The following is a 25,927-nucleotide window of genomic DNA, read 5'->3' on the forward strand; positions in this document are numbered from 1 at the left end:
CAACATCATCTTCAGAAAAGAGATTGCAAATGCAGCTGATCCTGTTGCTACCAGAAATGAAAAAATTGAGGAATATAGAAATAAATTCGCCAACCCATATGTAGCTGCTGCAAGAGGCTATATCGATGACGTCATTGAACCCGATTCCACAAGGCCAAGAATTATCAGTGCGTTGGAAATGCTGGCAAGCAAAAGGGAAAACAGGCCGGCTAAAAAGCATGGAAATATCCCTGTATAAAAGTAGGGAGTGGACAGTGGGGAGTAAAACCACTGCACAGGTTCTTTTGTCAATATCTACAGCCTTTTAAAGGCAGGTCAGGGTGGTTAAATAAAATCAGAGCGGGGTGATTTAGTTGGAACATTTAAACGAAGGCCTGGCGGTCACTGTAATTGGTATGGGTACGGTGTTTTCGGTGCTGATTCTCCTCTGGATACTATTAGAAGGTATGAGAATTGTCTTTTACAAGCCAGAGGTAAAAGCTCCGGTTACAGTGGAAAAGCCGGAAGTAAAACAAGAAGTCATACAGCAACCAGCTGTATCTACGGAAGAGCTTGATGAGTTAGATGAAGACGAATTAATTGCAGTCCTAACTGCTGCAGTAGCGTCAAGTCTTAATCAATCTACTTACAACCTAAATATTAAATCCTTCAGGAGAATAGAACAAACTTCTCCCATATGGAATACGGTAAGCAGAAAAGAACAATTAGAAAGCAGACTATAAATTTTAAAAAATTCAATAAGTCAGGAGGATGTTAAACATGAGGAAATTTATAATAAACGTAAATGGAAAATCTTACGAGGTAGAAGTTGAAGAAATAAGAGATGGTGCACCTGTTGCTGCACCGGTCAGCAGGCCTGCAGCTGTCCCGGCAACTGCTCCAAAGGCTGCTCCCGCTCCGGCTGCGCCGGCTCCTAAAGCTGCTCCGGCTGCCGTACCGGCATCTGCCACCAGCATCACCGCTCCAATGCCGGGGACCATTATGGCCGTAAATGTAAAAGAAGGGGATACTGTAAAAGAAGGCGATGTAGTATGTATCCTTGAAGCAATGAAGATGGAAAATGAAATTATGGCACCTAAATCTGGAAAAGTTTTAGCTGTAAACGTTGCTAAGGGGGCTTCAGTAAATAGCGGGGATGTTCTTGTTGCAATTGGTTAAAGCACAGGAATATTACCTGCTGAAATGGAGGGATAAGACTTGGATCTGTTTTCACAAGCAATTGTAAAATTTTTAGATAAAACTGCTCTAAATGAAGTAACTCTTCCTACTTTAATCATGCTCTGTATATCGGGAATATTGATATATCTGGCGATTGGCAAAAAATTCGAGCCGCTGCTGCTTTTACCAATTGCTTTCGGTATGCTGCTTGCAAACTTACCTAATGCAGGCCTCATCCATATGGAGCTTTTTCAGGGAAAGCAGCTGGATATACAAAGAATTGCAAATGAGGGCGGCTTGTTAGACCTGCTCTATTTGGGAGTTAAACTGGGAATTTATCCACCGTTGATATTTTTAGGTGTTGGAGCCATGACCGACTTCGGTCCGTTGATTGCAAATCCTAAGAGCTTGCTTTTAGGTGCAGCTGCCCAGCTAGGGATATTTACTACATTTATAGGTGCAATATTACTGGGATTCAACGTAGCAGAAGCTTCATCCATCGGAATCATCGGCGGTGCCGACGGCCCGACAGCTATCTTTGTAACAAAGACCCTAGCCCCTCATCTGCTTGGAGCAATTGCCGTAGCAGCCTATTCCTACATGGCGCTTGTGCCAATCATACAACCGCCAATCATGAAAGCGTTGACTACGAAAAAAGAACGAATGATTGTCATGGAACAATTACGTCCTGTTAGCAAAATCGAAAAGATAGTATTTCCAATCGTTGTAACAGTTGTTGTTTCACTCATATTGCCCGATGCGGCAGCACTTGTAGGAATGTTGATGCTGGGTAACTTATTTAAAGAATGCGGCGTAGTGGATAGACTCAATAAAACAGCACAAAATGAGTTAATCAACATCATTACCATTTTCCTCGGCACCACGGTAGGAGCCACTGCAAACGCAGAAACCTTTTTAAAGCCACAAACACTGGGAATAATAGTGTTAGGCCTGCTGGCGTTCTCGATGAGTACCGCGGGCGGAGTAATTTTGGGGAAAATCATGTGCAAAGTTACCGGAGGAAAAGTGAATCCTCTCATTGGTTCTGCCGGTGTATCAGCAGTGCCGATGGCTGCCAGGGTTTCACAGGTTGTCGGACAAAAGGAGAATCCTGCAAACTTCCTGCTGATGCATGCAATGGGCCCGAATGTTGCAGGGGTTATCGGTTCTGCTGTTGCAGCAGGCGTATTTTTGGCATTGTATGCAAAATAGCTTGGAGTTCGGAGCTCGGAGTATGCGAGACACAATAGGACCGATTCGGATGGGTATCATCCTATATGGAATGTTGCAGCCGGAAAATCGCCATGGAGGGTGATTTTAGGCTTATCCCGGCACGGACGCCGGTATAAGCCGACGGCAAAACATGGAATATATGATGGTACCCATCCGAGAGATGTATTTTCATCATTATTTGTGCCGGGTGCGCCCGGCGTGGCAGTTAATATGATATTTCCATTGAAATCGTACGTCCTTTTATATATAATAAAAAGAGTTGCTAAACTAGTTTAGCAACTTTCTTTCTATCATAAAACTTTGTTAATAATTTAATTAATTTGTATTTTGTATACATTCATTGTATAATAATTTTTGTCATACATTATGAAAGAGGTGAGGTTAATAGTGAAGGCTTTGACATTTAAAGGCGGTATTCACCCTCATGATAATAAACATCATACAGAGAGAATACCAATTATGGAATTAAAAGCACCTGGTAAACTGATTTTCCCTGTACAGCAGCACATTGGAGCGCCCTGCGAACCTCTGGTTGCCGTAGGGGATGAAGTGAAGGTAGGGCAGAAAATAGCCGATTCTAAAGCTTTTGTAAGTGCGCCTATTCACTCAAGTGTATCAGGAAAAGTAGTTGCAATTGAACCTGTGCTTCATCCGAACGGGTCAAAAGTGATGGCGATTGTCATTGAAAATGACGGTAAGGATATTGTACATGAAAGTGTAATTCCGAAGGGGGACCTTTCTACTCTTGAACCAAAGCAAATTATAGAAATTGTACGAGAAGCCGGTATCGTAGGTATGGGTGGCGCAGGATTTCCAACCCATGTAAAGTTATCACCGCCGCCGGATAAGAAAATTGACTATGTTATTGTTAACGGTGCCGAATGTGAGCCTTATTTGACTTCAGACCACAGGGTAATGCTTGAGACTCCGGAAGAAGTTATTTATGGGTTAAAAGCGATCATGAAGGTTTTTGGACTAAACAAAGGTTATATTGGCATTGAAGAAAACAAGATGGATGCAATCAAAGTCATGAAAGAACATGCAGCAAAAGAGAGCGGAATAGAAGTTGTAGTTCTTAAGACTAAATACCCTCAAGGGGCAGAAAAGCAGCTGATTAAGGTTATTACAGGCAGGGAAGTTCCTTCAGGGGGTCTTCCGGCTGATGTTGGAGCAATCGTAAATAATATCGATACATGTACTGCTATTGCCCGGGCAATAAAAACCGGTATGCCTCTGATCAGGCGCATTGTTACTGTATCAGGGTCTGCAGTTAAGGAACCTAGGAACTATGCTGTACGATTAGGTACAGCTTTCAAGGTATTATTTGAACAGTCTGGAGGCTTTGTAGAGGATCCTGCAAAGATTGTAATGGGTGGTCCAATGATGGGAATCGCCCAGTTTTCGATAGATGTTCCGGTAGTAAAAGGTACATCGGGACTGTTAGCATTTACCAAGAAAGATGTAGCCTTTAAACCTGAGAGCCCATGTATAAGATGTGGTAAATGTGTAGATGCATGTCCTATGAACCTGCTGCCTATCTATTTAAGTGCCTATGCAATTAAGAATAATTTGGAAAAAGCGGAAGAATATAATGCGCTGGACTGTATAGAATGTGGAAGTTGCTCTTATGTCTGTCCATCCAAGAGACATTTGGTACAGTCTATAAGAGGGGCAAAGCAGGCGATTATTGCACAAAAAAGAGCAAGCAAGTAAGAAAGTAAGAAATAAGGGGGTTTGTAAATGATAAACAATAGACTAATTGTTTCTTCATCTCCTCATGTGAGATCAGGAGAAACGGTAAGCAGCATCATGTTTGATGTGGTACTTGCGCTCTGTCCGGCTCTTATTGCAGGAGCGTACTATTTTGGATTTAGAGCACTATTGGTTACTGCAATAACCGTACTCAGTTGTATAGCTGCCGAATATTTATGGCAGAAGCTATGCAAAAAGCCTATTACAATCAATGACTGGAGTGCAGTAGTAACAGGGATATTACTGGCGTTTAACCTTCCTGTTACAGTACCGTTATGGATGCCTGTAGTAGGCGGATTTTTTGCAATTATTGTTGTAAAACAATTGTTTGGTGGCTTAGGGCAGAATTTTATGAATCCCGCGCTGGCAGCAAGAGCATTCCTTCTTGCTTCGTGGCCGGTATCAATGACCAAATGGGTCCAGCCTTTTACTCAGCTTCCCATTGCCGGTGCTGCGGATGTAGTGAGTTCAGCTACTCCTTTAGCGATTTTAAAAGGAACTGAAGCTGTAGGACAGGCAATGCCAGGTTATTTGGATTTATTCATGGGGAATGTAGGAGGAAGTATAGGAGAAACGTCCGTTCTTATGCTTCTTTTAGGCGGTGGATACCTAATCTATAAAAAAGTAATCAGTTGGAGAATACCGGTAAGCTTTATTGCCACAGTGGCAGTATTTACTTTCATTTTCGGCAAAGACGGCTTTTTTACAGGAAATGCTATCTACCATGTACTTTCCGGTGGTCTAATCCTAGGGGCGTTTTTTATGGCAACCGATTATGCATCTTCTCCGGTCACACCAAAAGGACAGATTATTATGGGGATCGGCTGTGGACTAATTACCTCTGTTATAAGGTTATACGGCGGATATCCTGAGGGGGTATCCTATTCCATACTGCTTATGAATGTGGTAACTCCTTTAATAGATAGGTATACAGCTCCTGTAAAATTCGGGGAGGTGAAGGCCCGTGCGTAATAATGAAATAGTAAGATTAGGCTTAATATTATTTTCTATTACATTTGTTGTAGCACTGGTACTGGCATTAGGTAATATGGCAACAGCCGGAAAGATAGAGGCGTTAAACCAGCAACTGCAGGATGAGGCAAGAAAATCTGTACTTCCTTCCGCTACGGAATTTGAAGAGGTAAAAGTTGAAGGCTTAGGTGAAGGCGATTATAAAATCGTTAAAAATATCTATGCAGGAAAAAGTGACGGAAAGGTTGTTGGTTATACTGTTGGTGTAGCACCAAATGGTTTTGGCGGACCTATTGACATGATCGTGGGCATCGATAGTTCTAAAAAGATTACCGGAATAAATATAGTGAACTTCCAGGAAACACCCGGACTTGGCACAAAAGCAACTGAGCCAAAGTTCAAGGACCAATACAACGGAAAGTCTGTTGCGAGTCCGCTGGCTGTAATTAAGAATGGAACACCAAAAGACAATGAAATTGTAGCGATTAGCGGTGCTACCATAACATCTAATGCTGTAACGCAAGGTGTTAATACTGCAACAAAAATAGTAAAAGAGAAATTAAATAAGTAACAGGGGGGAATGGATTGTGAGTTTAAATAAAGAGATTTTCAAGGGTATCGTTAAGGAAAATCCTACATTTGTACAACTGATCGGAATGTGTCCCACCCTTGCTGTTACTACTTCAGTGGTAAATGGTATTGGTATGGGACTCTCAGCCACAGCAGTATTGATAGGTTCTAACGTTGTAATTTCTTTGCTGAGAAAGTTTATACCGTCTAAAGTTAGAATCCCGGCGTTTATTGTCATTATAGCCGGCTTCGTGACATTAATTGATATGCTTATCAAAGCATACTTTCCTGCTCTGTCAAAGTCTCTTGGCATATTTATACCTTTGATAGTGGTTAACTGTATTATACTTGCCAGAGCAGAAGCATTTGCTTATAAGTTCGATGTTGGAAAATCGGCAGCCGATGGATTGGGAATGGGTTTGGGATTTACACTTGCTCTTATTATTTTAGCAAGTGTGAGAGAAATATTGGGTAATGGAACATTTCTGGGAATGAAATTGTTTGGAGAGACTTTCCAACCGGCCCTTATTATGATTCTTCCTCCTGGTGGTTTCTTAACACTTGGAATTGTTTTAGGAATCATGAATTGGTGGTCAGAAAGAAAAAAGAGAGGTGAAGCTTAATGATTAAAGAACTTATTGTAATAGCTTTAGGTGCGATCCTAATTGAAAACTTTGTACTAGTTAAGTTCTTGGGTATCTGTCCTTTCCTTGGGGTATCCAAGAAGGTAGAAACTGCCTTGGGAATGGGTATGGCAGTTACTTTCGTTATGGCATTGGCTTCACTGATTACCTGGCTCATACAGGCATTTATATTGGTTCCATTTAATATTCAATATTTGCAGACTATTGCATTTATATTAGTTATTGCCGCACTGGTACAGTTTGTAGAAATGGTAATACAGAAGATGAGTCCTACCCTTTACCAGGCATTGGGGATTTACCTTCCTCTGATTACAACCAACTGTGCAGTACTAGGGGTAGCACTGTTAAACATTCAAAAAGAATTTAATTTTATTAAGTCACTGGTATACGGAACAACAGCTGCGCTCGGATTTACACTTGCAATTGTCCTATTTGCAGGAGTAAGGGAAAGACTGGAGCTTTCGGATATTCCCAAGCCGTTGCAAGGATTTCCTATTGCATTAATTACAGCAGCACTGCTGTCAATAGCCTTCCTTGGATTCCAGGGACTGAAATTTTAATTGAGAGTGTAGAATTGGGAATAGAGAGATATCAATTCTCAATTATTTTAGAATGGGGTGAATTGATGTATGATAGATAAAATACTTGCTCCTGTGTTGAGCCTGGGCGGAATGGGTTTAGCTTTCGGTGCTCTGCTTGCTTATGCTTCACAGAAGTTTGCAGTAGAAGTTGATGAGAGGGTTCCAATGGTCCTTGAAGCTTTGCCTGGTGCAAACTGTGGAGGTTGTGGATACCCAGGATGCGGAGGATTAGCAGCTGCAATTGTAGAGGGTAAAGCACCTGTAAACGGCTGTCCTGTTGGAGGCGCGGCTTGTGCTGCTGCTATAGCCAAGATCATGGGTGTAACTGTTGAAGACACAGAGAGAATGGTTGCAAAAGTCCTCTGCCATGGTACTAAAGATAAAGCTAAAGAAAAATATGAATATTACGGGATTGATGATTGTGTAGCTGCTTCCAAGCTGGGTGGAGGTCCAAAAAGCTGTCCATACGGCTGTACCGGCTTGGGAACGTGCGTGAAGGTATGCCAGTTTGGGGCGATTAAGATAGAAAATGGTATCGCTGTAATAGATCCGGAAAAATGTACTGCCTGTGGAAAATGTGTAAAGGCATGTCCAAAGAATATAATAGAGCTTATACCTGCAAGTCAAGAGACTTGGGTAAGATGTAAATCAAAAGACAAAGGCGGCGAAGTGAAGAATTATTGTGACGTAGGCTGTATTGGATGTAAGATTTGCGAGAAGGCATGTAAGTTTGATGCAGTACACGTAGTAGACAATATTGCAATCATTGATTACAGCAAATGTGTAAACTGTTCACAGTGTGTTGTAAAATGTCCAAAGAAGATCATTCGGGGAAAAGCTGAAATTAAGAAAGCTTATATTAATGAGGACGCTTGTATAGGCTGTACAATATGCAAGAAGCAGTGTAAATTTGATGCGGTTGAAGGTGAACTCAAAAACAAGCATAGAATTATCGAAGATAAATGTGTAGGCTGTGAACAATGTGCAATCAAGTGTCCGAAGAAATGTATCGAAATGAGATGATTCGTTGCAGAAGAGTGTTAATTGAAGACACTCTTCTTTTTAATTTATAGTATAATGTTGGGGAATACTATTTTTATGATTAAAGATATAAGTAGAGAATAAATTAATTTAAATTCTTTATCTTTATCTCTATAAAAGAAAAAGAGGTGATAGCATGGATAAAGTATTCGTAATAGGCCATAAAAATCCGGACAGTGATTCGATATGTGCCGCTATTGGCTATGCAGCATTCAAAAAAAAGCTGGGGAAAGAAAATTATGTTCCCTGCAGAATCGGGGAAATAAATGATGAGACAAAATACATACTGGACTACTTTAAAGTAGACCCTCCACTATTTATTGAAAACGTCAAACCACAGGTATCGGATATGGACTATTATACTGTTGATATTATCCCCCAGGATATGACCATCAAGGGAGCATGGGAAATCATCAGGGATAAAGGGCATACACTGCTGCCGGTAAGGGATCAAAATAATCTATTTAAAGGTATTGTATCAGTAAGTGATATTACTCAGACCTATATCGCATTAAAGGATAATGACTTTCTGGAAAGATATAATGTAGAAATCAGTTCTATTATCGAAGTACTGGAGGCGCATGTTTTATGGGGGGAAGAATTAATAAAAAAAACGGCGGGAAGGCTGTTCATCTATCATAATATTACATGGAATGATGCTATTGCCATTAAGAATAATGATCTTATTCTGGTAGCAGGCAATATAAGTAATGTGATAGAGAGTATGGAATACGATTCCAATTATATATTTGTAGTAGGAAATCTCAAAGAAAAAGATGAGGAAGTGCTTGCCCAGTATGCCAGTATTAAGAATAAAGCGATTATAAAGGTAGAGCATGACTTGTTATCTGTAATCCGTCTGATAAGCCAGTGTATCTCTGTAAAAGAGATCATGAAGACAGAAAAAATTATATACTTTTATGATAATGAATACATTGACCAGATAAAAGATATTATGCTTGAATCGAGACATAGATATTTCCCTGTTATAGATTATAACAGGAATGTTGTTGGGGTTATTTCAAGAAAACAGCTTTTGACTTATAGGAAGAAAAAGGTGGTCTTAATAGACCACAATGAGACCAGTCAGACGGTTAAAGGGATTGACCAGGCAGAGATACTGGAGATTATAGATCACCATCGTCTGGGGGACATCCAGACAGGAAATCCTATTTTTGTCCGGAATGTACCTGTTGGAAGTTCATCCACTATTGTGGCAAACATGTATTTTGAGAACAATTTAAAGCCTGATAGAGAAATAGCAGGCTTATTATGTGCTGCAATTATTTCAGATACCCTGCTATTTAAATCTCCCACCTGTACAACGGTTGATATAGAAACCGCAAATCTGCTTGCTGAGATAGCAGATATTGACATTAATACTTTTGGTTATGAAATGCTTAAAGCAGGAGCTTCCATAGTAAAGAAAACCCCGGTGGAAATATTGATGAATGATATTAAGGAATATAATCTAGGAAAATATAGGTTTAGTGTATCTCAAATTAATACAATGGACCTGGGTGAACTGGACGATAAGAGAGAACAACTAAAAGAATTAATGAAAGAAAAAGCAGAAAATGGGAAATATGATGCAGTTTTGCTGATGGTTACCGACCTATTAAGACAGGGTTCTGAATTGATTTTTGAGGGACCGGAAGTTGACCGGATAAGAACGGCCTTTGGTATTGAAGATGAGAAAAAATCCGTCTTTTTAGAAGGTGTGGTATCGAGGAAAAAACAGATCATTCCACGTCTTGCGATGAATATTTAAAAGTTTTTTCCGGCTTCAATTGGAAGGATATTTATCAACCGCTGAGTAGTTACTATATTTAAAAAGAATAGTAAATAATTAGTAAATAAAAAATGGAGGAATTTAAGGTTTTATGTCGAATAATAATACAAGTAAGCAACAGGTGAAACTTTTAAATGCTTGACTCTTAAAGTTAGTTGGGAGTGGTGAGATAATATTAAGAAAATATTTGTAGTATTTAATATATGCCGGTATTGATCAAAGTTCAATTATCATTAAAAAGGATTTGAATGAGAAATGTAGGGTGAATTATGGGTGAATTTGTAAAAAGGTACAAAATTGTTTTTGTTTTAGTTGGGTTAGCAATTGCAATTATTTTATTGTCTTATTTGAGCATTGGAGGATTGAATAATAGACTCTTTGCAAAAGAACAGGCTCCTAAAAGTGAGACTGATATAAAAGAGCCGGAAAAGAATAATGAGAATGTTCCGGCGGAACCGAAACAGCAGACGGAACAGCCGCAGACCGATTCAAATACAAATCAGGAACCAGCAAAACAGGAACCTGTAAACCAAGAACCTGTTAAGCAGGAACCTGTAAAAAAAGAACCGGTAAAGGTCAAAGGGATATATGTTACAGGATGGATTGCAGGAACAAAAACTCGTTTTAACCAACTGGTAGATCTGGTTAATAGAACTGAACTTAATGCCATGGTAATAGACGTAAAAGAAGATAGGGGAAAAATGACTTATATATCCAACGTACTGTTAGCGAAAGAGCTTGGTGCAGCGGTAAATATGGTTGGGGATATACAGCAGTTAATGGCTACATTAAAAGAAAATAACATATATCCTATAGCAAGGGTTGTAAGTTTTAAGGACCCTATAGCAAGTGAAAAGCGTCCTGAATTGGCTATAAAGACAAAGGACGGAACCATATGGAGAGATAAAAAAGGAAATGCATGGTTGAATCCATATAACAAGGAAACATGGAAATATTTAATAGATATTTCCAAAGAAGCCGTTCAGTTAGGATTTAAAGAAATCCAGTATGATTATGTGCGCTTTCCTACTGATGGGAATGTAAAAATAATAGACTACGGTGAAATTGGAAAAACCAAGACTAAAGCCGAAGCAATATCCGAGTTTCTAGCTTATGCTAAAAAGGAACTGGAACCTTTAGGGATAGACGTATCTGCCGATATTTTCGGCATTGTTCCTGTAGTAGAAGGGGACTATGAACAAATAGGCCAAGACCTTGAGATGGTCTCAAAGGATATTGATTATATATGCCCGATGGTATATCCATCCCATTATGCAAATGTTGCTCAAAACGGGGTAGGACAAAAGGTTAACGGTGTGTTATTTAAGTATCCGGACCTGGAGCCTTATGGGGTTGTGTATAATACTTTAGTGCTTGCGAAAGAAAGGCTGGAAAAAAGTCAGGCCAAGGCAAAAATAAGGCCATGGCTGCAAGACTTTACCGCATCTTATCTTGGTAAAGGAAATTATCAAATTTACGGTGGACAACAGGTAAGACAGCAAATCAAAGCGACTTATGATGCGGGATTGGAAGAATGGATTTTATGGGATCCAGATACCAAGTATTCAGAAGATGGATTGTTAAAGGAATAATGCGTTTCAAAAAAGGCTTCACTATTTTAAAGTTTATTTGAAGCCTTTTTTATAATTAACCAACTTTAATACTAAAGATTTAAATATTAAAGTTGGTTAATTTCATCGATAACTATATTAATTTATTTTTAACTTTAATATTGGTTATCGATATTTTAAAAAATTTTTTTAAAAAAGAAGGATTTTTTGAATAGATGACGAATAAATATAATTATACACAAACGATTGCACAAACCATTGCATAGTTGGAGGGAAAAATGATGTCAGAACATAAGCGATTTCAATATGAAGCAATTGGAGATATGAAAGCTGATATAGCAGCTTTAGGCCTTGACATCCCTTTGGATAAAAACCTTGAACTGTTAAAAAGACCTGTTCAAGTTGGCAACAAGGTCATCCCAAATGCTCTTGCTATCCATCCAATGGAAGGCTGTGATGGGACACTGGATGGTAAGCCGGATGAACTTACCTTTAGGCGGTATGAGCGGTTTGCCAGGGGAGGAGCAGGCCTCCTGTGGGTAGAAGCAGCTGCCGTTGTCCATGAGGGCAGGGCTAATCCGCGGCAATTATACATCTGTGCTCAAAATAAGGAATCATTTCAAAAATTATTGGATGATATGATAAAATCAGCAAAAAAAGAATTCGGCTCGGGTTATAAACCCTATACCGTGTTGCAATTAACACACTCAGGAAGGTACAGCAAACCGGAAGGAAAACCGGAACCAGTTATTGCAGCAAAAAATCCTTATCTGGATGGCAATTTACCTAATGATTATCCTATTATTTCTGATGAAGAACTGGAGAAGCTGGAAGACCGTTTTGTAGAAGCCGCAGAACTTGCCAGGGAAATAGGATTTGATGCAGTAGATATTAAAAGCTGCCACCGCTATTTGAGTTCAGAGCTTTTATCAGCTTTTACGCGGGAAGGAAAATATGGGGGAAGCTTTGAAAACAGGACCAGATTTTTATTAAATATCGTTGATAAAATTAAAGCCAGATTAGGTAATTCTATTGATATTACACTCAGAATGAATGCCTATGATGCCATTCCCTATCCTTATGGCTGGGGGGTGAGCAAAGAGGATTCTCATAAACCTGACTTGTCTGAACCAATTCAATTAATAAAAATTCTTCATGATAAGGGAATTAAGTTGATTAATATAAGCTGTGGGAACCCTTATTATAATCCACATGTAGGCCGGCCCTATGATGTTGGTCCGTATACTCCTCCTCAACATCCATTAGAAGGAATCGCAAAGATGCTGAGGATTATAAGGGAGATTCAACAGAGTATACCGGATATGGCTGTGGTATCTACCGGTTTTAGCTGGCTCAGGGAATTTGCACCCTATGTTGCTGCTGGAGGAATCAAAGAAGGATGGTTCAAACTTGCAGGTTTTGGCCGCCAGGCCTTTGCCTACCCTGATTTTGCACGGGATATTATAGAAAAGGGTGCTATGGAAAGGGATAAATGCTGTATTGCTTGCAGCAATTGTACAGTAATTATGCGGGATGGCGGAAAAAGTGGTTGTGTACCTAAGGATGCAAAAGTGTATGGGCCTATTTATAAAGAAGGTAGGCAGGGAAAACCACCAATAAAGGGGGAACATGTTGCGGAACACATATAGGGAATTGAGCATTGAAAATTGAGAATTAAGAATTAGCAAGTTCATAGTTCACTGTTCACAGCAAAATATACATTTAATACTGGGAATTGTAAACTGAGAGAGGAGAATAACGTTGAAAAAAGATTGTATTGAGTTGCAAGGAATAAAAATTGACGTTTATTCTTTAAATACCGTTATTGTCGGTTCGGGGGCGGCGGGGTTGAATGCTGCAGATCGTTTGTATACTTTTGGACAAAAGGATATTGCGCTTGTGACCGAAGGGCTGAACATGGGTACGTCCAGGAATACCGGTTCGGATAAACAGACCTATTATAAGTTAACTCTAGCCGGAGAAACAAAGGATTCAGTCATGGATATGGCAAAAACCCTGTACGATGGAGGCAGCATGGATGGTGACATTGCCCTGGTTGAGGCAGCTTTATCGCCACAAGCTTTCTATCGTCTTGTAGATATTGGAGTTCCTTTTCCACATAATCGCTACGGTGAGTATGTAGGTTATAAAACAGACCATGATCCCCGTCAAAGAGCTACTTCCGCAGGACCTTTGACGTCAAAATACATGACTGAAAAGCTTCAGGAACAGGTTATGCAAAAGGGTATTACGATTTTTGACGGATACCAGGTTATCGGAATTCTGACAGATAGAGATAAAGATAGAGATTCAGATTCAGTTAAAGCGATTGGGCTTATAGCTTTAAACCTAAATGGATTAGAAGACCCGGATAGAAGGTATGTTCTTTTCAATTGTACGAACATTGTCTATGCAACCGGAGGGCCGGCGGGAATTTACGCTACTTCTGTATATCCCGAAAGTCAAACCGGGGCTAGTGGAATTGCCTTTGAGGCAGGGGTTAAAGGAAAGAATTTAACTGAATCCCAGTATGGAATTGCTTCTGTTAAATTCCGGTGGAATTTATCCGGGACCTTCCAGCAGGTACTTCCACGGTACATTTCAACAAACCGGGATGGTAGTGATGAAAGGGAATTTTTAGAAGAATATTTTGATAGTCCTGGCAGGATGCTTGATGCAATCTTTCTAAAAGGATATCAGTGGCCTTTTGATCCAAGAAAAGTAATGAATTATGGTTCATCATTGATTGATATTCTTGTATATCATGAATCAGTTGTTAAAGGAAGGCGTGTATTTTTAGACTATACCAAAAATCCTGCCTGGGGAAGTCAGGATGGTAAACTGGATTTCTCATTGCTGGGGAAGGAGAGTTATGAATATCTTAAAAATTCTAATGCACTATTTGGTACTCCCATTGAGCGGTTAGCGCATATGAATCAACCGGCAATCAACCTGTATAAAGATCATGGCATTGACTTGTATAAGGAATATTTGGAAATTGCGGTTTGTGCACAACACAACAATGGAGGTTTGTGCGGCAATATCTGGTGGGAGAGCAACATAAAACACTTTTTTCCGGTTGGAGAAGTAAATGGGAGCCATGGTGTATACCGGCCCGGGGGAAGTGCTTTGAACTCAGGGCAGGTAGGAAGTATTCGGGCAGCCCAGTTTATTGCAGCCCGTTACAAAGATGAACCCCTAAGTTTGTACGAGTTTTTAAAAGCCGCCCGGGATAAGATAGAGGAAAAACTTGATTTAGGCAGGAAATTTTTAACCTATTTAAGCAGTAAAAGCAATATCATTCAAATTCGTAAGGAAATCGGAGAACGGATGACGAAGATGGGGGCGCATATCCGTTCGCTTGACTCAGCACAAAGTGGAGCGGAACAAGCCAGGAAGACGCTGGCTGCGCTGCCGGACATGTCGACGCTTTCTAGTGTGCAGGATTTACCTTACGCTTACCAAAATTGGGATTTGCTTGTTGCCCAGTATGTGTATTTTTGTGCTATAGCTGACTATATCCAAAAGGGTGGCGGAAGCCGAGGCTCCTATTTAATACATAATAGTACCGGACAAATACCGGTAGAAGGCTTGGGTGATAATTTTCGTTTTGTATTGGACAGTGGGGTGCTGGGCAATGTAATTCAAGAAGTTGCATACGTTGGCGGACAATGCATATTTGAATGGAGACACGCCCGGCCTATACCGGATGAGGAACACTGGTTTGAAAATACCTGGAATGCTTTTATGAGGGATGAGATCATATAAAATTCACATTAAAAAATTTTTTAAAGATTTTATTATAATGAATCAACTTTAAAGCTAAATATTTAATTTTAAAGTTGATTCATTTCATCGATAACTACATTAATTTATTTATAATTTTGATATTGGTTATCGATATAATGTATAGGAAAGCATAAATTTTTCCTTATATATTACTTTCCGTCATGTGTTTCAAAAAAGGCTTCATTATTTTAAAATTTATTTTAAACCTTTTTTTATAAAAAGCAGGAATTTTTAAAGCCATATCGAATATATCATTTATAACACACAAACGATTGTATTAACCGAAAGGAAATGAATATGGTTACTATTAAAGATGTAGCTCAAAGGGCTGGCGTGTCACCCAGCACCGTTTCACGGGCTCTAAGCGGGAAAATCCCTGTAGATAAAGAAACAAAAGAAAAAGTAATGGAGGCAGTTCGGGCTCTTAATTACCAACCCAATGTACTGGCAAAGGGTTTAAAAGAGGGACGGACCAATACTATTGGACTAATAATCCCTAATATTCGCAATCCGGTATTTCCAGCAGTTGCAAGAGGTGTAGAGGATGTAGCAAGAAGAAATGGGTTTACCGTTATATTATGCAATACTGATGAGGACTTGCGGGTAGAACTGGATTATGTAGATAAATTACAAAAACGATGGGTAGACGGACTAATTTTTGCTACAGCTCAAAAAGATAGTCATCATATTCTGGAACTTAAGGAAAAGGACTTTCCGGTGGTGCTGCTGGTAAGGCACATGGAAGACAAAGTGGATGCAGTAATTAGCAATAATTTCAAGGGTGCGTATGAAGCTGTTTCTTACTTGATTAAAACCGGACATAAGAAGATTGCTATTGTTAACGGCAGCCTAGGGTTAACCCTATATCGTGAACGCTTTGAAGGATATAAAAAAGCGCTTCAGGATGCGGGGTTGCCGGTTATTGATGAATTTATTATTGACGGGGTTTCAGACAATGGAAACGGATACTATTCTATGCTTGGACTTTTAGAGCAGGGAAGTGTACCGGATGCCGTGTTTGCAACCAGTGACCCTAAGGCCATAGGTATTATCCGGGCAATAAAGGACTACGGCTTGAGGGTACCGGAAGACGTTTCGGTAATAGGTTTTGATAATTTGGAAATTAGTGCATTGCTTGATCCTCCGCTTACAACGGTAGCACAACCGCTGTATGAGATGGGGGCAAATGCAGCAAACAAACTTATTCGCTTAATTAATAGCAAACGGGCTAAAAAACCAACGGTAGATGTCATGGAAGTTGAGCTAATTATACGCAAATCAACTCGATAAGACGACAAAACAGAATTATATATTTACTGATAATGATTTTACATGGCAGATAAAGTCAATAAGTTCACGGTTCACAGTAAAAGCTATTAAATCGTTTGCTACTGTGAACTGAAAACTGTTAACTGTGAACTATATAGTATATATTTTTTAAGTTTACACAAACGATTGCATAAGTATCAATTTCAAAGAAGGTGAAAAAGTTGAAGAGCAGAGCAATGGTATTAACCGGTTTTAAAAAGCCTTTGGAAGTATCAGAAATAGAAATTCCTCTTCTGGATGAAGGACAAGTGCTTGTAAAAATAAATGCAGCCGGAGTTTGCGGCTCGGATGTGCATATGTGGAAAGGAGAAGACCCCCGCACACCGCTGCCAATCATATTGGGCCATGAGGGAATTGGGACCATAGCAGATATCAAAGGAAAACGTGAATGCGTCGGAGGGGGAAGTCTTAAAATTGGTGATCTGGTGTTGTGGAACCGTGGAATTACTTGCGGCAGGTGTTTTGCCTGTAAAGTTTTAAACGATCCATCATTGTGCCAGAACCGGAAGGTCTATGGGATAAATCGCTCTTGCAATATAGCTCCTTATTTAAATGGATGCTATGAAGAGTATGTAATTTTGACGGCTGATACAGATATTTTCAAAGTAAAGGAAAAAGTGGATCCTGCTATCCTGGTTTCAGCTTCTTGCTCGGGGGCTACCATTGCGCATGCCTTTGATATAGTTAAATCCTCAGTAGGAGACACTGTCCTGATACAGGGACCCGGACCGTTAGGAGTATATGCAGTAGCTTTTGCCAGGAGTTTGGGCGCTTCAGAAATAATTGTTATTGGTGGTTCAACAGGGCGGCTAGAACTTTGTAAAGAGTTTGGAGCAACTGTTACTTTAAATCGTAAGGAAACAACTGCTGAGGAAAGAAAAGAGCAGGTTATGAATCTAACTCATGGACGTGGAGTGGATTTGGTGATAGAAGCTGTGGGTTCCAAGGGTGTGGTTGAGGAAGGGATTAAACTTTTAAGGACCGGGGGGACATACTTATCTACCGGTTATGCTCAACCGGCAGGAGTAGAACAAGTTGACTTTTACCTGGACATAGTGCGTAAAAATGTTAAAATCCAGGGAGTTTGGGTAAGTGATACACGTCATACCTACCAGGCTATGCATTTAGTACTTAATAATAAAGAGTTATTCAGCAAAATGATTACCCATCGTTTTCCATTAGAACAGGCTAACGAGGCACTTGCTGTAATGGACAGTAGAGATGCTTTAAAAGCTGTATTATTGCCTTAAAAACTGTTAAAATCACCTTTTATACTAAAAACCATATCTAAAACAATATCTTATCAAAAATATACTTTTATAAACAAATATGTTAATTATTTCACAGATAACATCTATACTTGCAAAAGCATCAAATTTAATGTATATTATATATAATTGTAAAACACTGCATAAGTGGCTGTAATCATATAAATTTTAGAAACTGTTATGTAAAATTCATAGCAAATATTTTGCAGGAGCTTTGGGGGAGTCCTTGCAATTTTAAAGATTTAGGGAGGGTCAAGATGTATAAGATAGTAAGAAAGAAGGTGTTAAATCCTCAGGTAAAGCTGATGGAGATCGAAGCACCGGCTATAGCAAGAAAAGCAGAACCGGGGCAGTTCATCATCCTGAGGGTTTATGACGGTGGAGAAAGAATTCCACTTACCATAGCAGACTATGATAGGGAAAAAGGTACAGTAACCATCATCTTTCAAGAAGTTGGAAAGACTACCAAGCTTCTTGGGACTTTAAGTGAAGGTGATAGTATCCTGGATTTTGTCGGACCATTAGGGGTAGCATCCCACTTAGATGGTTTAAAAAAGGTGGCAGTCATCGGTGGAGGTCTGGGGACGGCCATTGCTTATCCGCAGGCTAAGAAACTTCACAGTATGGGTACAGAAGTTCATTCCATTATTGGATTTAGAAATAAAGACCTTATTATCCTGGAAGATGAAGTACGAGCAGTAAGTGACAAAGTATATATCACTACAGACGATGGTTCCAATGGAAATAAAGGTTTTGTTACCGACGTACTGAAACAGCTTATAGAAGAAGGAAATCAATATGATATGGTTATTGCCATCGGGCCATTAATCATGATGAAGGTTGTTTGTGAGCTTACTAAACAATATGGTATAAAAACAGTGGTAAGCATGAATCCTGTTATGATTGACGGGACAGGAATGTGCGGTGGCTGCCGTGTAACCGTTGGAGGACAAACAAAATTTGCTTGTGTAGACGGTCCTGATTTTGATGGACATCTAATAGATTTTGATGAGGCCATGAGAAGACAGAGAATGTACAAAGAGCACGAAAAACTATCCGATGATGCTCATGAATGCAAGATAGGGGGTATTGTAAATGGCTAATATGTCACTAAAAAAAGTAGCAATGCCTGAACAAGACCCTAATGTAAGAAATAAAAACTTCCTGGAAGTAGCTTTAGGATATACCGAAGAGATGGCAAAGGAAGAAGCACAAAGATGCCTGCAGTGTAAGCACAGACCCTGTGTAAACGGGTGTCCTGTAAATGTGCAGATACCCGACTTTATAAAACTGGTAGCAGAAGGGGACTTTGAAGGAGCCTACCAGAAGGTAAAGGAAACCAATGCCCTTCCGGCCGTATGCGGCAGGGTATGTCCGCAGGAAACCCAGTGTGAGCAATTATGTGTAAGGGCTAAAAAGGGAGAATCGGTAGGTATAGGAAGACTGGAAAGGTTCGTAGCCGACTGGCATATGAAAAACGGTAAAGAAGAAATCAAAAAGGCAGAACCAAACGGCAAGAAAGTAGCTGTCATCGGTGCCGGGCCAGCAGGACTTACCTGTGCAGGAGACCTGGCTAAACTGGGATATGACGTAACCATCTTTGAAGCTTTCCATACACCCGGTGGCGTATTGATGTATGGTATTCCTGAGTTCAGATTGCCAAAAGAAATTGTACAAAAAGAAATAGATACCCTAAAGGAAATGGGTGTAGATATAAAAACCAATATGGTAATAGGTAAGGTATACTCCATCGATGAACTGATGGAAGAGGGATTTGAAGCAGTATTTATAGGTTCAGGAGCTGGACTTCCAAGCTTTTTAAACATTCCTGGAGAAAACCTAAACGGTGTATACTCAGCCAATGAGTTTTTAACCAGAATAAACCTCATGAAAGCATACAAATTTCCTGAATGCGATACTCCGGTTAGGGTAGGAAAGAGAGTGGCGGTAGTAGGTGGAGGAAACGTTGCAATGGATGCTGCAAGAAGTGCAAAACGGCTGGGAGCGGAAGAAGTATACATCATCTACAGACGTTCTGAAGCAGAAATGCCTGCAAGGTTAGAAGAAGTACACCATGCAAAAGAAGAGGGCATTCAATTTAAGCTGCTTACCAATCCCACAAGAATCATAGGTACAGAAGACGGATGGGTAAAAGCTATAGAATGTATAGAAATGGAACTGGGAGAACCGGACGCGTCAGGAAGAAGAAGACCAGTTGCAAAAAAAGGGTCAGAACACGAGATAGCAGTTGAAACTGTAATCATTGCAATAGGGCAGACCCCTAATCCACTCATTAAGTCTACAACAGAAGGATTGGAAACCCATAAATGGGGTGGTATCATTGTAGATGAAGAAACCGGTGCAACCAGTAAGAAAGGTGTATATGCCGGAGGAGATACCGTAACAGGAGCGGCAACCGTAATCTTGGCTATGGGGGCAGGAAAAACAGCTGCTAAAGCTATTCATAAGTATATAATGTCTAAAGAATAAGTTTATAGTTCACAGTTAACAGTTCACAGAATTTTTGTAAAGTAAAAACAGGTGAATTGTTAACTGTGAATTTTTTATCGGCAAATAAGAAAAAATACATAAAGAAGAAGTAAGATTTGGAATATTTTATGTCACATGAATTTTGCAATTTTTATTGCATTTATTGCAAGTTTTTTATAAAAAAAAGCAAAAAACATGTGTATGTATACAATGAAATATATTTAAACACGTGATAGATAGCAAATGGAGACACAGAACACCTCTTGCATTGTTGTTTTTTGCTGGTCTTAATTTTGAAATTTTTATGAAAACCTATTGCAAAATTTGATCGAGTGCAATATAATTATACTAAGTTTTTGGCAAACTTGTGCTGTCGGCTATACAGCATGAGTTTTGATGAATTCGTTTGGGGAAGCGAAGGAAATCTGCAGCCAAAAAACTGAGTTCAATTAATTTACAAGGGGGTAAATTAAATGTCTTTTAAAAGTGCTTATTTAGCAGAAGTAATGGAAAAAGTTATTCAAAGAAACCCGGCCGAACCTGAATTTCATCAGGCTGTAAGAGAAGTACTGGAATCTTTGGAACCGGTAGTGGAAAAACATCCTGAGTTTGTTGCGGCTGGTATTATCGACAGAATTGTTGAGCCTGAAAGAGTAATCTATTTCCGAGTACCATGGGTAGATGACAATGGTAAGGTTCAGGTTAACAGAGGTTTCAGAGTTCAATTCAACAGTGCAATCGGACCATATAAAGGTGGTCTGAGATTCCATCCATCTGTTTATGCTGGTATTATTAAATTCTTAGGATTTGAACAAATTTTCAAAAACTCCTTAACCGGTTTGCCAATTGGTGGCGGTAAAGGTGGTTCCGATTTCGATCCCAAAGGCAAATCCGATATGGAAGTTATGAGATTCTGCCAGAGCTTTATGACTGAGCTTCAGAGGCATATTGGTGCTGACACTGACGTTCCAGCAGGAGACATTGGTGTGGGCGCTCGTGAAATCGGATATATGTATGGACAATATAAGAGAATTAGAAATGAATTTACAGGTGTTCTAACCGGTAAGGGCTTAACTTATGGCGGAAGCCTTGTAAGAACAGAAGCAACTGGTTATGGTCTTTGCTATTTTACCGAAGAAATGATGAATGCACAGGGTAAATCCTTCAATGGTTCGACTGTTGTAGTTTCCGGTTCCGGTAATGTTGCAATCTATGCCACTGAAAAAGTTCATCAATTAGGTGGTAAGGTTGTTGCTTTAAGTGACTCCAACGGTTACATATATGATCCGGACGGAATCAAACTGGATACAGTTAAGCAGATCAAAGAAGTAGAAAGAAAGAGAATTAAGGAATATGTAAATTATCATCCATCTGCAGAATATCATGAAGGATGCTCCGGTATTTGGAATATTAAGTGTGATATTGCTCTTCCATGTGCTACACAAAACGAGCTTGACGAACAAGCTGCCAAGACACTTGTTGCAAACGGCTGCTTTGCAGTTGCAGAAGGTGCTAACATGCCTTCAACTCCGGAAGCTGTTGAAGTATTCTTAAATAACGGGGTTCTTTTTGGCCCGGCTAAAGCTGCTAATGCCGGTGGTGTTGCAACTTCAGCCCTTGAAATGAGCCAGAACAGCATGAGATATTCCTGGACTTTCGAAGAAGTAGACGCAAAGCTTAAAGATATTATGGTGAATATTTATAGAAACGCTAGCGCTGCTGCAAAGGAATACGGTTATGAAGGCAACCTTGTTGTAGGTGCTAACATCGCAGGATTCATGAAAGTTGCAAAAGCTATGTATGCTCACGGAATCGCATACTAAAAATGGTTTCAAGTCAGTTATGAAAAGCGATAAGGATATATCCTTATCGCTTTTTTGGTAAAATACCATTAACTTCATAATAGTCCTTTACAATTAGTATATCTTGCATAAGTAAATTATGATATAATATATATACCAACTCCCTTATTTCATATAATCATACAGGTAACAACATTAGATTATAGTATCTTATAGTTATAATTACTAGGGATTTTCATTTTTGCTTGATGGGGGATATAGTCTATGTATAAACTGCTAGTTGTTGATGATGAATTGATGCACCGAAAAGGGTTGGCCAATATGATTAGAAAACTTAGACCCACTTATGAAGTATTTGAGGCTAAAAATGGTAAAGAAGCCTTAGAATTGATTACATCAAATACTATGGATATTGTTGTTACAGACGTAAAAATGCCTATTATGGATGGATTAGAACTAATTGAAAAACTTGGTGATAGGGCAAATAAAATGAAAGTTATTATACTAAGCGGTTACAGGTATTTTGAATATGCTCAAAAGGCTATTGGTTTAGGAGCATTTGATTATTTAATCAAACCGGTCCGTGAAGAGAAAATCGTCGAGATGTTAAAGAAAGTAGAGACAAGCATTGAACAAGACTTAATAAAAATTCGTGAGAGAGAAGACCTAATGAAACAGTTAAATAGCACCCTGCCAATTTATTTTGAGCATCAAATGAATAAATGGGTAAACGGACATCTAAGTGAAACTGAATTGAATGAAATAGGACAAATATTTCCGTACAGGGGAAGAGGAGCGGTTATTGCTGTATCCATCAGTAAATACGAGACTTTAATTAGAAATTATACCAGTGAAGCCCTAGATGAGATTAAACTGAATATGAAATATTATATGAAAGAAATTTTGGATGCTTTAGGACATTCAATTTCTTTTTTTCTAGAGGATAAGAAAAATATTATGATATCAATACTTACCACAGATAATCGATTAGATTTATTGTCCGGGGCAAGTATAGAAAAGCTTAATAAATATATAAATCACTTAAAAATCAAATATGGGTTTGATGCTACTATTGGAATTAGCTGTGAATGTGAAAATATATTTAGTGAAGTTAAGACTTCGTTTCAACAGGCGTTAACCGCTTTATCTTATAAATTCTTTTATGGAATTGGAAGTATTATTTCGTATTCCAATATTTACCGTAATATTAATAATCAATTTTTTGATATTTCCAAGGAAGAGGAGTCTTTAAAAGAAGCTATCCGGCAGATGAAAAGTAATATAGTGACCTCTACTATCAGCGGTATTTTTGAAAGGATTACGGAGAATAAATACTCTCTACCGCACCAATTTATTAAAAATATTATTCATATGACTTTAAATTTGGCAACAACTATCCGAAATTACGTAGATAACGAGTATTATAACCAGTTTATTGTAGATATTGAAAAACGGTTAAATGAGTGTGAAGAATACAACGAACTAAAAACAAAAGTGAATGATTTCTTATTGCGAATGATTAGTATACTTGAGAATACAAAAAACCATAAGCATGAGTTTATTGTGCAAAAATGCATGCAATATATTGAGCAGCATTTTATGGAAGAGATCTCACTGGAAACGGTTGCTGAAGCAATTTATTTTAGTCCATGTTATTTTAGCAGCATTTTTAAACACCATACAGGCATGACATTCAGCCAATATCTTTCACAGTTAAGGATTAAAAAAGCTCTGGAATTATTGGAGAATACAGATTATAAAGTATATGAAATCGCATCTAAAGTAGGTTACAAAGATGATAAATATTTTTATAGGGTGTTTAAGAAAGAATTTGGAGTTACGCCTGATGAATATCGACGACGTATTATAAATAACACTAATTTAGAGGGGATCTTATGAAGTTATTTAAGCGTATAATAGATCGCTATTTAAATTTACAGTTTAAAACAAAATTAACTATTTCTTATATTATATTAATCGTTGTACCGCTATCTATTTTAGGAATAGGATACTATAATAAAAGCTCTGATATCATTCTGCAGAATGCTAGGGAAAATATTTTAAATATTATAAAGAGAAGTAATGAAACTCTCAATGCAAGATTTATCTTAGCTGAAAATAGTGCTATATTTATGCATATTGATGAGGACCTTTTTGAAATTTTTAGTAATTTTGATGGACTCGACCTCAATAATCACAATAAATATATGGAAGCGGACAGGAGAATCACCAAGACTATATTAAAGTATTTTCCCTTCTCCGAAGATATTTACTCTGTTAACATTGTTACCAGGCAGTTTACCTTTGGACAAGACCTGCCCTTCTGGATCCCCAAAAATGGTTTTTCCAATTCAAATGTTTATTCTGTAGGATTGGAATCAAAGGACAGGCTTAAATGGATACCTACCTACGACCTTTTAGAAGAGTTTGATATACGAGAAAAAGAACAGTTGAGCCTGAAAAGGCATTCGCAATATGTTTTTTCTGCTGTACGACTGCTTAACAGTGCTATTATTAGAAACAATCTACTGGTAACTATGAATAAAGAGATAGAACGTCCCGTTCTAATTATTAATTTTAAAGAAGAAATGTTAAAGAAAACTTTTAAAGAAAGCACTTATATAGAAGGATCTTATTATTATGTTTTAACAAAAAACGGTGATGTTGTATCCCATTCTGATTCTGCTGAACCGGTTTCTTTCAATAATACACAGTGGTGGAACGATATAATTACCAAAGGAAGTGGGACAAATTTTATTTATATTAACGGCAAAAAAATGTTGGTATGTTTTGATACTATGAATATAACCGGCTGGATTTCTGTTGTATTCGTTCCATATGATAAATTATTAAAAACCTTACCTACCATGCACCTTTATACCTTTTATATGACTATGGTGATCATATTAATATCTGCTGTGCTTGCTTCTTTCATATCAGGAAGGGTTACACTGCCTATAAAAAAGTTACTCTTAGCTATTAAAAGTATGGGAGAAGGAAATTTTAATTCTAAAGTTGAAGAAATGGGAAATGGTGAATTGTCATATCTAATCTATAAATTTAATGAAATGAACGATAAAATTCAAAGGTTGATTGAAGAGAATTACCAGGTAAAAATTAAAGAAAAAGAAGCAGAGATAAAGGCTCTCAACTTTCAATTTAATCCCCATTTTATGTATAATACACTAAACATTATCAATTGGATGGCTATAGAAAATAATCAGGAAGAAATTAGCAAAATGCTTGTCAATTTATCGGAAATGCTTGAATATACAGCAAAAGATCATAAGGGTATGATTAATTTCATGGAAGATATGGAATATTTAAAGAGTTATGTTTATATTATGATGAAAAGGTTTGTAGGAAGATTTGCTGTACAATATGATATTGACCCTCAATTGTATAACTATGATGTGCCCAAATTTTTTCTCCAGCCGTTTATAGAAAATGCATTAATTCATGGATTTGAAGAGATAGAAGAGGGTGGATTGATAAAAATATCCGGATGGATTGAGGATAATAAAAGATATTTCTGTGTAGAAGATAATGGAAAGGGAATGAGTGCTGAAAAAATTAAGGAAATTATGGAAATAGAAGAGGAGTCAGCAGGATCAGATAAGTCCATTGGAATAGATAATGTAAATAAAAGAGTCCAATTATTATACGGTAAACAGTATGGTGTGCATATAGAGTCTGAACTCTATAAGGGCACAAAGATAACCATTATTATACCACTTGAATCTACAACTTAAAATAAAATTCCACTAATATAAAAATATTAGAGTGTAAATTTCACTTATTATTTATTATAATCAAAGTAAATAGAGAAAGACTCATGAGTCCATCGAACTATGTAAAAAGGGGTGAAAATAACAATTCCTATATAAATTCCTTATAAACCTGTAAAACTATTTTTAAATAAAGAAGGAGGATTT

General features: G+C 38.3%; 21 protein-coding genes. All 21 read left to right on the forward strand.

Annotation, left to right across the window (positions count from 1 at the left end; genetic code table 11):
- On the forward strand, positions 1-238 hold a 238-nt coding region (locus CIB29_RS18000; protein ID WP_278335893.1), incomplete at its 5' end, for a carboxyl transferase domain-containing protein.
- Positions 239-353: 115 nt separating this feature from the next.
- Positions 354-722, forward strand: coding sequence for an OadG family protein (locus CIB29_RS18005; protein WP_094546641.1), 369 nt, complete (start codon positions 354-356; stop codon positions 720-722).
- Between the two features lie 37 nt (positions 723-759).
- Entirely contained in the window at positions 760-1,158 is a 399-nt protein-coding gene (locus tag CIB29_RS18010) for a biotin/lipoyl-containing protein (RefSeq protein WP_094546643.1), read from the forward strand.
- Positions 1,159-1,275: 117 nt separating this feature from the next.
- The gene (locus CIB29_RS18015; RefSeq protein ID WP_094546717.1) at positions 1,276-2,370 is read left to right on the forward strand and encodes a sodium ion-translocating decarboxylase subunit beta; all 1,095 of its coding nucleotides are present in this window, start codon (positions 1,276-1,278) and stop codon (positions 2,368-2,370) included.
- Positions 2,371-2,778: 408 nt separating this feature from the next.
- Positions 2,779-4,104, forward strand: coding sequence for an electron transport complex subunit RsxC (rsxC, locus tag CIB29_RS18025; protein WP_198543979.1), 1,326 nt, complete (start codon positions 2,779-2,781; stop codon positions 4,102-4,104).
- Between the two features lie 27 nt (positions 4,105-4,131).
- Positions 4,132-5,115: an RnfABCDGE type electron transport complex subunit D gene (locus tag CIB29_RS18030; RefSeq protein WP_094552140.1), complete on the forward strand. Its 984-nt coding sequence runs from the start codon at positions 4,132-4,134 to the stop codon at positions 5,113-5,115.
- A complete protein-coding gene (locus CIB29_RS18035; protein WP_094552143.1) occupies positions 5,108-5,686 on the forward strand; it encodes an RnfABCDGE type electron transport complex subunit G in 579 nt (192 codons plus the stop codon). The genes CIB29_RS18030 and CIB29_RS18035 overlap by 8 nt, the downstream gene beginning before the upstream one ends.
- A 16-nt stretch (positions 5,687-5,702) precedes the next feature.
- Positions 5,703-6,308 (forward strand): electron transport complex subunit RsxE, encoded by a 606-nt coding sequence (rsxE, locus tag CIB29_RS18040; RefSeq protein ID WP_094552145.1) that lies wholly within the window; start codon positions 5,703-5,705, stop codon positions 6,306-6,308.
- The gene (rsxA, locus tag CIB29_RS18045; RefSeq protein WP_341444448.1) at positions 6,308-6,889 is read left to right on the forward strand and encodes an electron transport complex subunit RsxA; all 582 of its coding nucleotides are present in this window, start codon (positions 6,308-6,310) and stop codon (positions 6,887-6,889) included. The genes rsxE and rsxA overlap by 1 nt, the downstream gene beginning before the upstream one ends.
- Before the next feature lie 69 nt (positions 6,890-6,958).
- Positions 6,959-7,933, forward strand: coding sequence for an RnfABCDGE type electron transport complex subunit B (gene rnfB, locus CIB29_RS18050; RefSeq protein ID WP_094552148.1), 975 nt, complete (start codon positions 6,959-6,961; stop codon positions 7,931-7,933).
- Between the two features lie 154 nt (positions 7,934-8,087).
- Positions 8,088-9,722: a putative manganese-dependent inorganic diphosphatase gene (locus tag CIB29_RS18055; RefSeq protein ID WP_094552151.1), complete on the forward strand. Its 1,635-nt coding sequence runs from the start codon at positions 8,088-8,090 to the stop codon at positions 9,720-9,722.
- Between the two features lie 290 nt (positions 9,723-10,012).
- Complete coding sequence (locus CIB29_RS18060; protein ID WP_094552154.1) at positions 10,013-11,335, forward strand: putative glycoside hydrolase; 1,323 nt, start codon at positions 10,013-10,015, stop codon at positions 11,333-11,335.
- A gap of 257 nt (positions 11,336-11,592) precedes the next feature.
- Positions 11,593-12,963, forward strand: coding sequence for an oxidoreductase (locus tag CIB29_RS18065; protein ID WP_242965338.1), 1,371 nt, complete (start codon positions 11,593-11,595; stop codon positions 12,961-12,963).
- Positions 12,964-13,075: 112 nt separating this feature from the next.
- Positions 13,076-15,082: an FAD-dependent oxidoreductase gene (locus CIB29_RS18070; protein ID WP_094552159.1), complete on the forward strand. Its 2,007-nt coding sequence runs from the start codon at positions 13,076-13,078 to the stop codon at positions 15,080-15,082.
- A gap of 312 nt (positions 15,083-15,394) precedes the next feature.
- Positions 15,395-16,393: a LacI family DNA-binding transcriptional regulator gene (locus CIB29_RS18075; RefSeq protein ID WP_242965340.1), complete on the forward strand. Its 999-nt coding sequence runs from the start codon at positions 15,395-15,397 to the stop codon at positions 16,391-16,393.
- Positions 16,394-16,593: 200 nt separating this feature from the next.
- Positions 16,594-17,682: a zinc-binding dehydrogenase gene (locus CIB29_RS18080; protein WP_198543980.1), complete on the forward strand. Its 1,089-nt coding sequence runs from the start codon at positions 16,594-16,596 to the stop codon at positions 17,680-17,682.
- Between the two features lie 275 nt (positions 17,683-17,957).
- On the forward strand, positions 17,958-18,803 hold the full coding sequence (locus CIB29_RS18085) for a sulfide/dihydroorotate dehydrogenase-like FAD/NAD-binding protein (protein WP_094552164.1): 846 nt from the start codon (positions 17,958-17,960) through the stop codon (positions 18,801-18,803).
- Positions 18,796-20,190: an NADPH-dependent glutamate synthase gene (gltA, locus tag CIB29_RS18090; RefSeq protein ID WP_094552166.1), complete on the forward strand. Its 1,395-nt coding sequence runs from the start codon at positions 18,796-18,798 to the stop codon at positions 20,188-20,190. Before CIB29_RS18085 ends, gltA begins: the two co-directional genes overlap by 8 nt.
- Before the next feature lie 473 nt (positions 20,191-20,663).
- The gene (gene gdhA / locus CIB29_RS18095) at positions 20,664-22,013 is read left to right on the forward strand and encodes an NADP-specific glutamate dehydrogenase (RefSeq protein WP_094552168.1); all 1,350 of its coding nucleotides are present in this window, start codon (positions 20,664-20,666) and stop codon (positions 22,011-22,013) included.
- 243 nt (positions 22,014-22,256) lie between these two features.
- Positions 22,257-23,891, forward strand: a complete 1,635-nt coding sequence (locus tag CIB29_RS18100; protein ID WP_094552170.1) for a response regulator transcription factor — start codon at positions 22,257-22,259, stop codon at positions 23,889-23,891.
- The gene (locus CIB29_RS18105; RefSeq protein ID WP_094552172.1) at positions 23,888-25,744 is read left to right on the forward strand and encodes a sensor histidine kinase; all 1,857 of its coding nucleotides are present in this window, start codon (positions 23,888-23,890) and stop codon (positions 25,742-25,744) included. Before CIB29_RS18100 ends, CIB29_RS18105 begins: the two co-directional genes overlap by 4 nt.
- Positions 25,745-25,927 lie beyond the last annotated feature (183 nt).

Origin of the sequence: Petroclostridium xylanilyticum (assembly GCF_002252565.1) — a bacterium.
GTDB classification, from domain to species: Bacteria; Bacillota; Clostridia; order SK-Y3; family SK-Y3; genus Petroclostridium; species Petroclostridium xylanilyticum.

Bases quoted from the DNA above. Each gene is read 5' to 3' on its own strand.
- CIB29_RS18010 (WP_094546643.1), top strand. From the start codon at position 760: ATGAGGAAATTTATAATAAACGTAAATGGAAAATCTTACGAGGTAGAA.
- CIB29_RS18015 (WP_094546717.1), top strand. From the start codon at position 1,276: ATGCTCTGTATATCGGGAATATTGATATATCTGGCGATTGGCAAAAAA.
- CIB29_RS18030 (WP_094552140.1), top strand. From the start codon at position 4,132: ATGATAAACAATAGACTAATTGTTTCTTCATCTCCTCATGTGAGATCA.
- rsxA (WP_341444448.1), top strand. From the start codon at position 6,308: ATGATTAAAGAACTTATTGTAATAGCTTTAGGTGCGATCCTAATTGAA.
- rnfB (WP_094552148.1), top strand. From the start codon at position 6,959: ATGATAGATAAAATACTTGCTCCTGTGTTGAGCCTGGGCGGAATGGGT.
- CIB29_RS18055 (WP_094552151.1), top strand. From the start codon at position 8,088: ATGGATAAAGTATTCGTAATAGGCCATAAAAATCCGGACAGTGATTCG.
- CIB29_RS18060 (WP_094552154.1), top strand. From the start codon at position 10,013: ATGGGTGAATTTGTAAAAAGGTACAAAATTGTTTTTGTTTTAGTTGGG.
- CIB29_RS18065 (WP_242965338.1), top strand. From the start codon at position 11,593: ATGATGTCAGAACATAAGCGATTTCAATATGAAGCAATTGGAGATATG.
- CIB29_RS18075 (WP_242965340.1), top strand. From the start codon at position 15,395: ATGAATATGGTTACTATTAAAGATGTAGCTCAAAGGGCTGGCGTGTCA.
- CIB29_RS18085 (WP_094552164.1), top strand. From the start codon at position 17,958: ATGTATAAGATAGTAAGAAAGAAGGTGTTAAATCCTCAGGTAAAGCTG.
- gltA (WP_094552166.1), top strand. From the start codon at position 18,796: ATGGCTAATATGTCACTAAAAAAAGTAGCAATGCCTGAACAAGACCCT.
- gdhA (WP_094552168.1), top strand. From the start codon at position 20,664: ATGTCTTTTAAAAGTGCTTATTTAGCAGAAGTAATGGAAAAAGTTATT.
- CIB29_RS18100 (WP_094552170.1), top strand. From the start codon at position 22,257: ATGTATAAACTGCTAGTTGTTGATGATGAATTGATGCACCGAAAAGGG.
- CIB29_RS18105 (WP_094552172.1), top strand. From the start codon at position 23,888: ATGAAGTTATTTAAGCGTATAATAGATCGCTATTTAAATTTACAGTTT.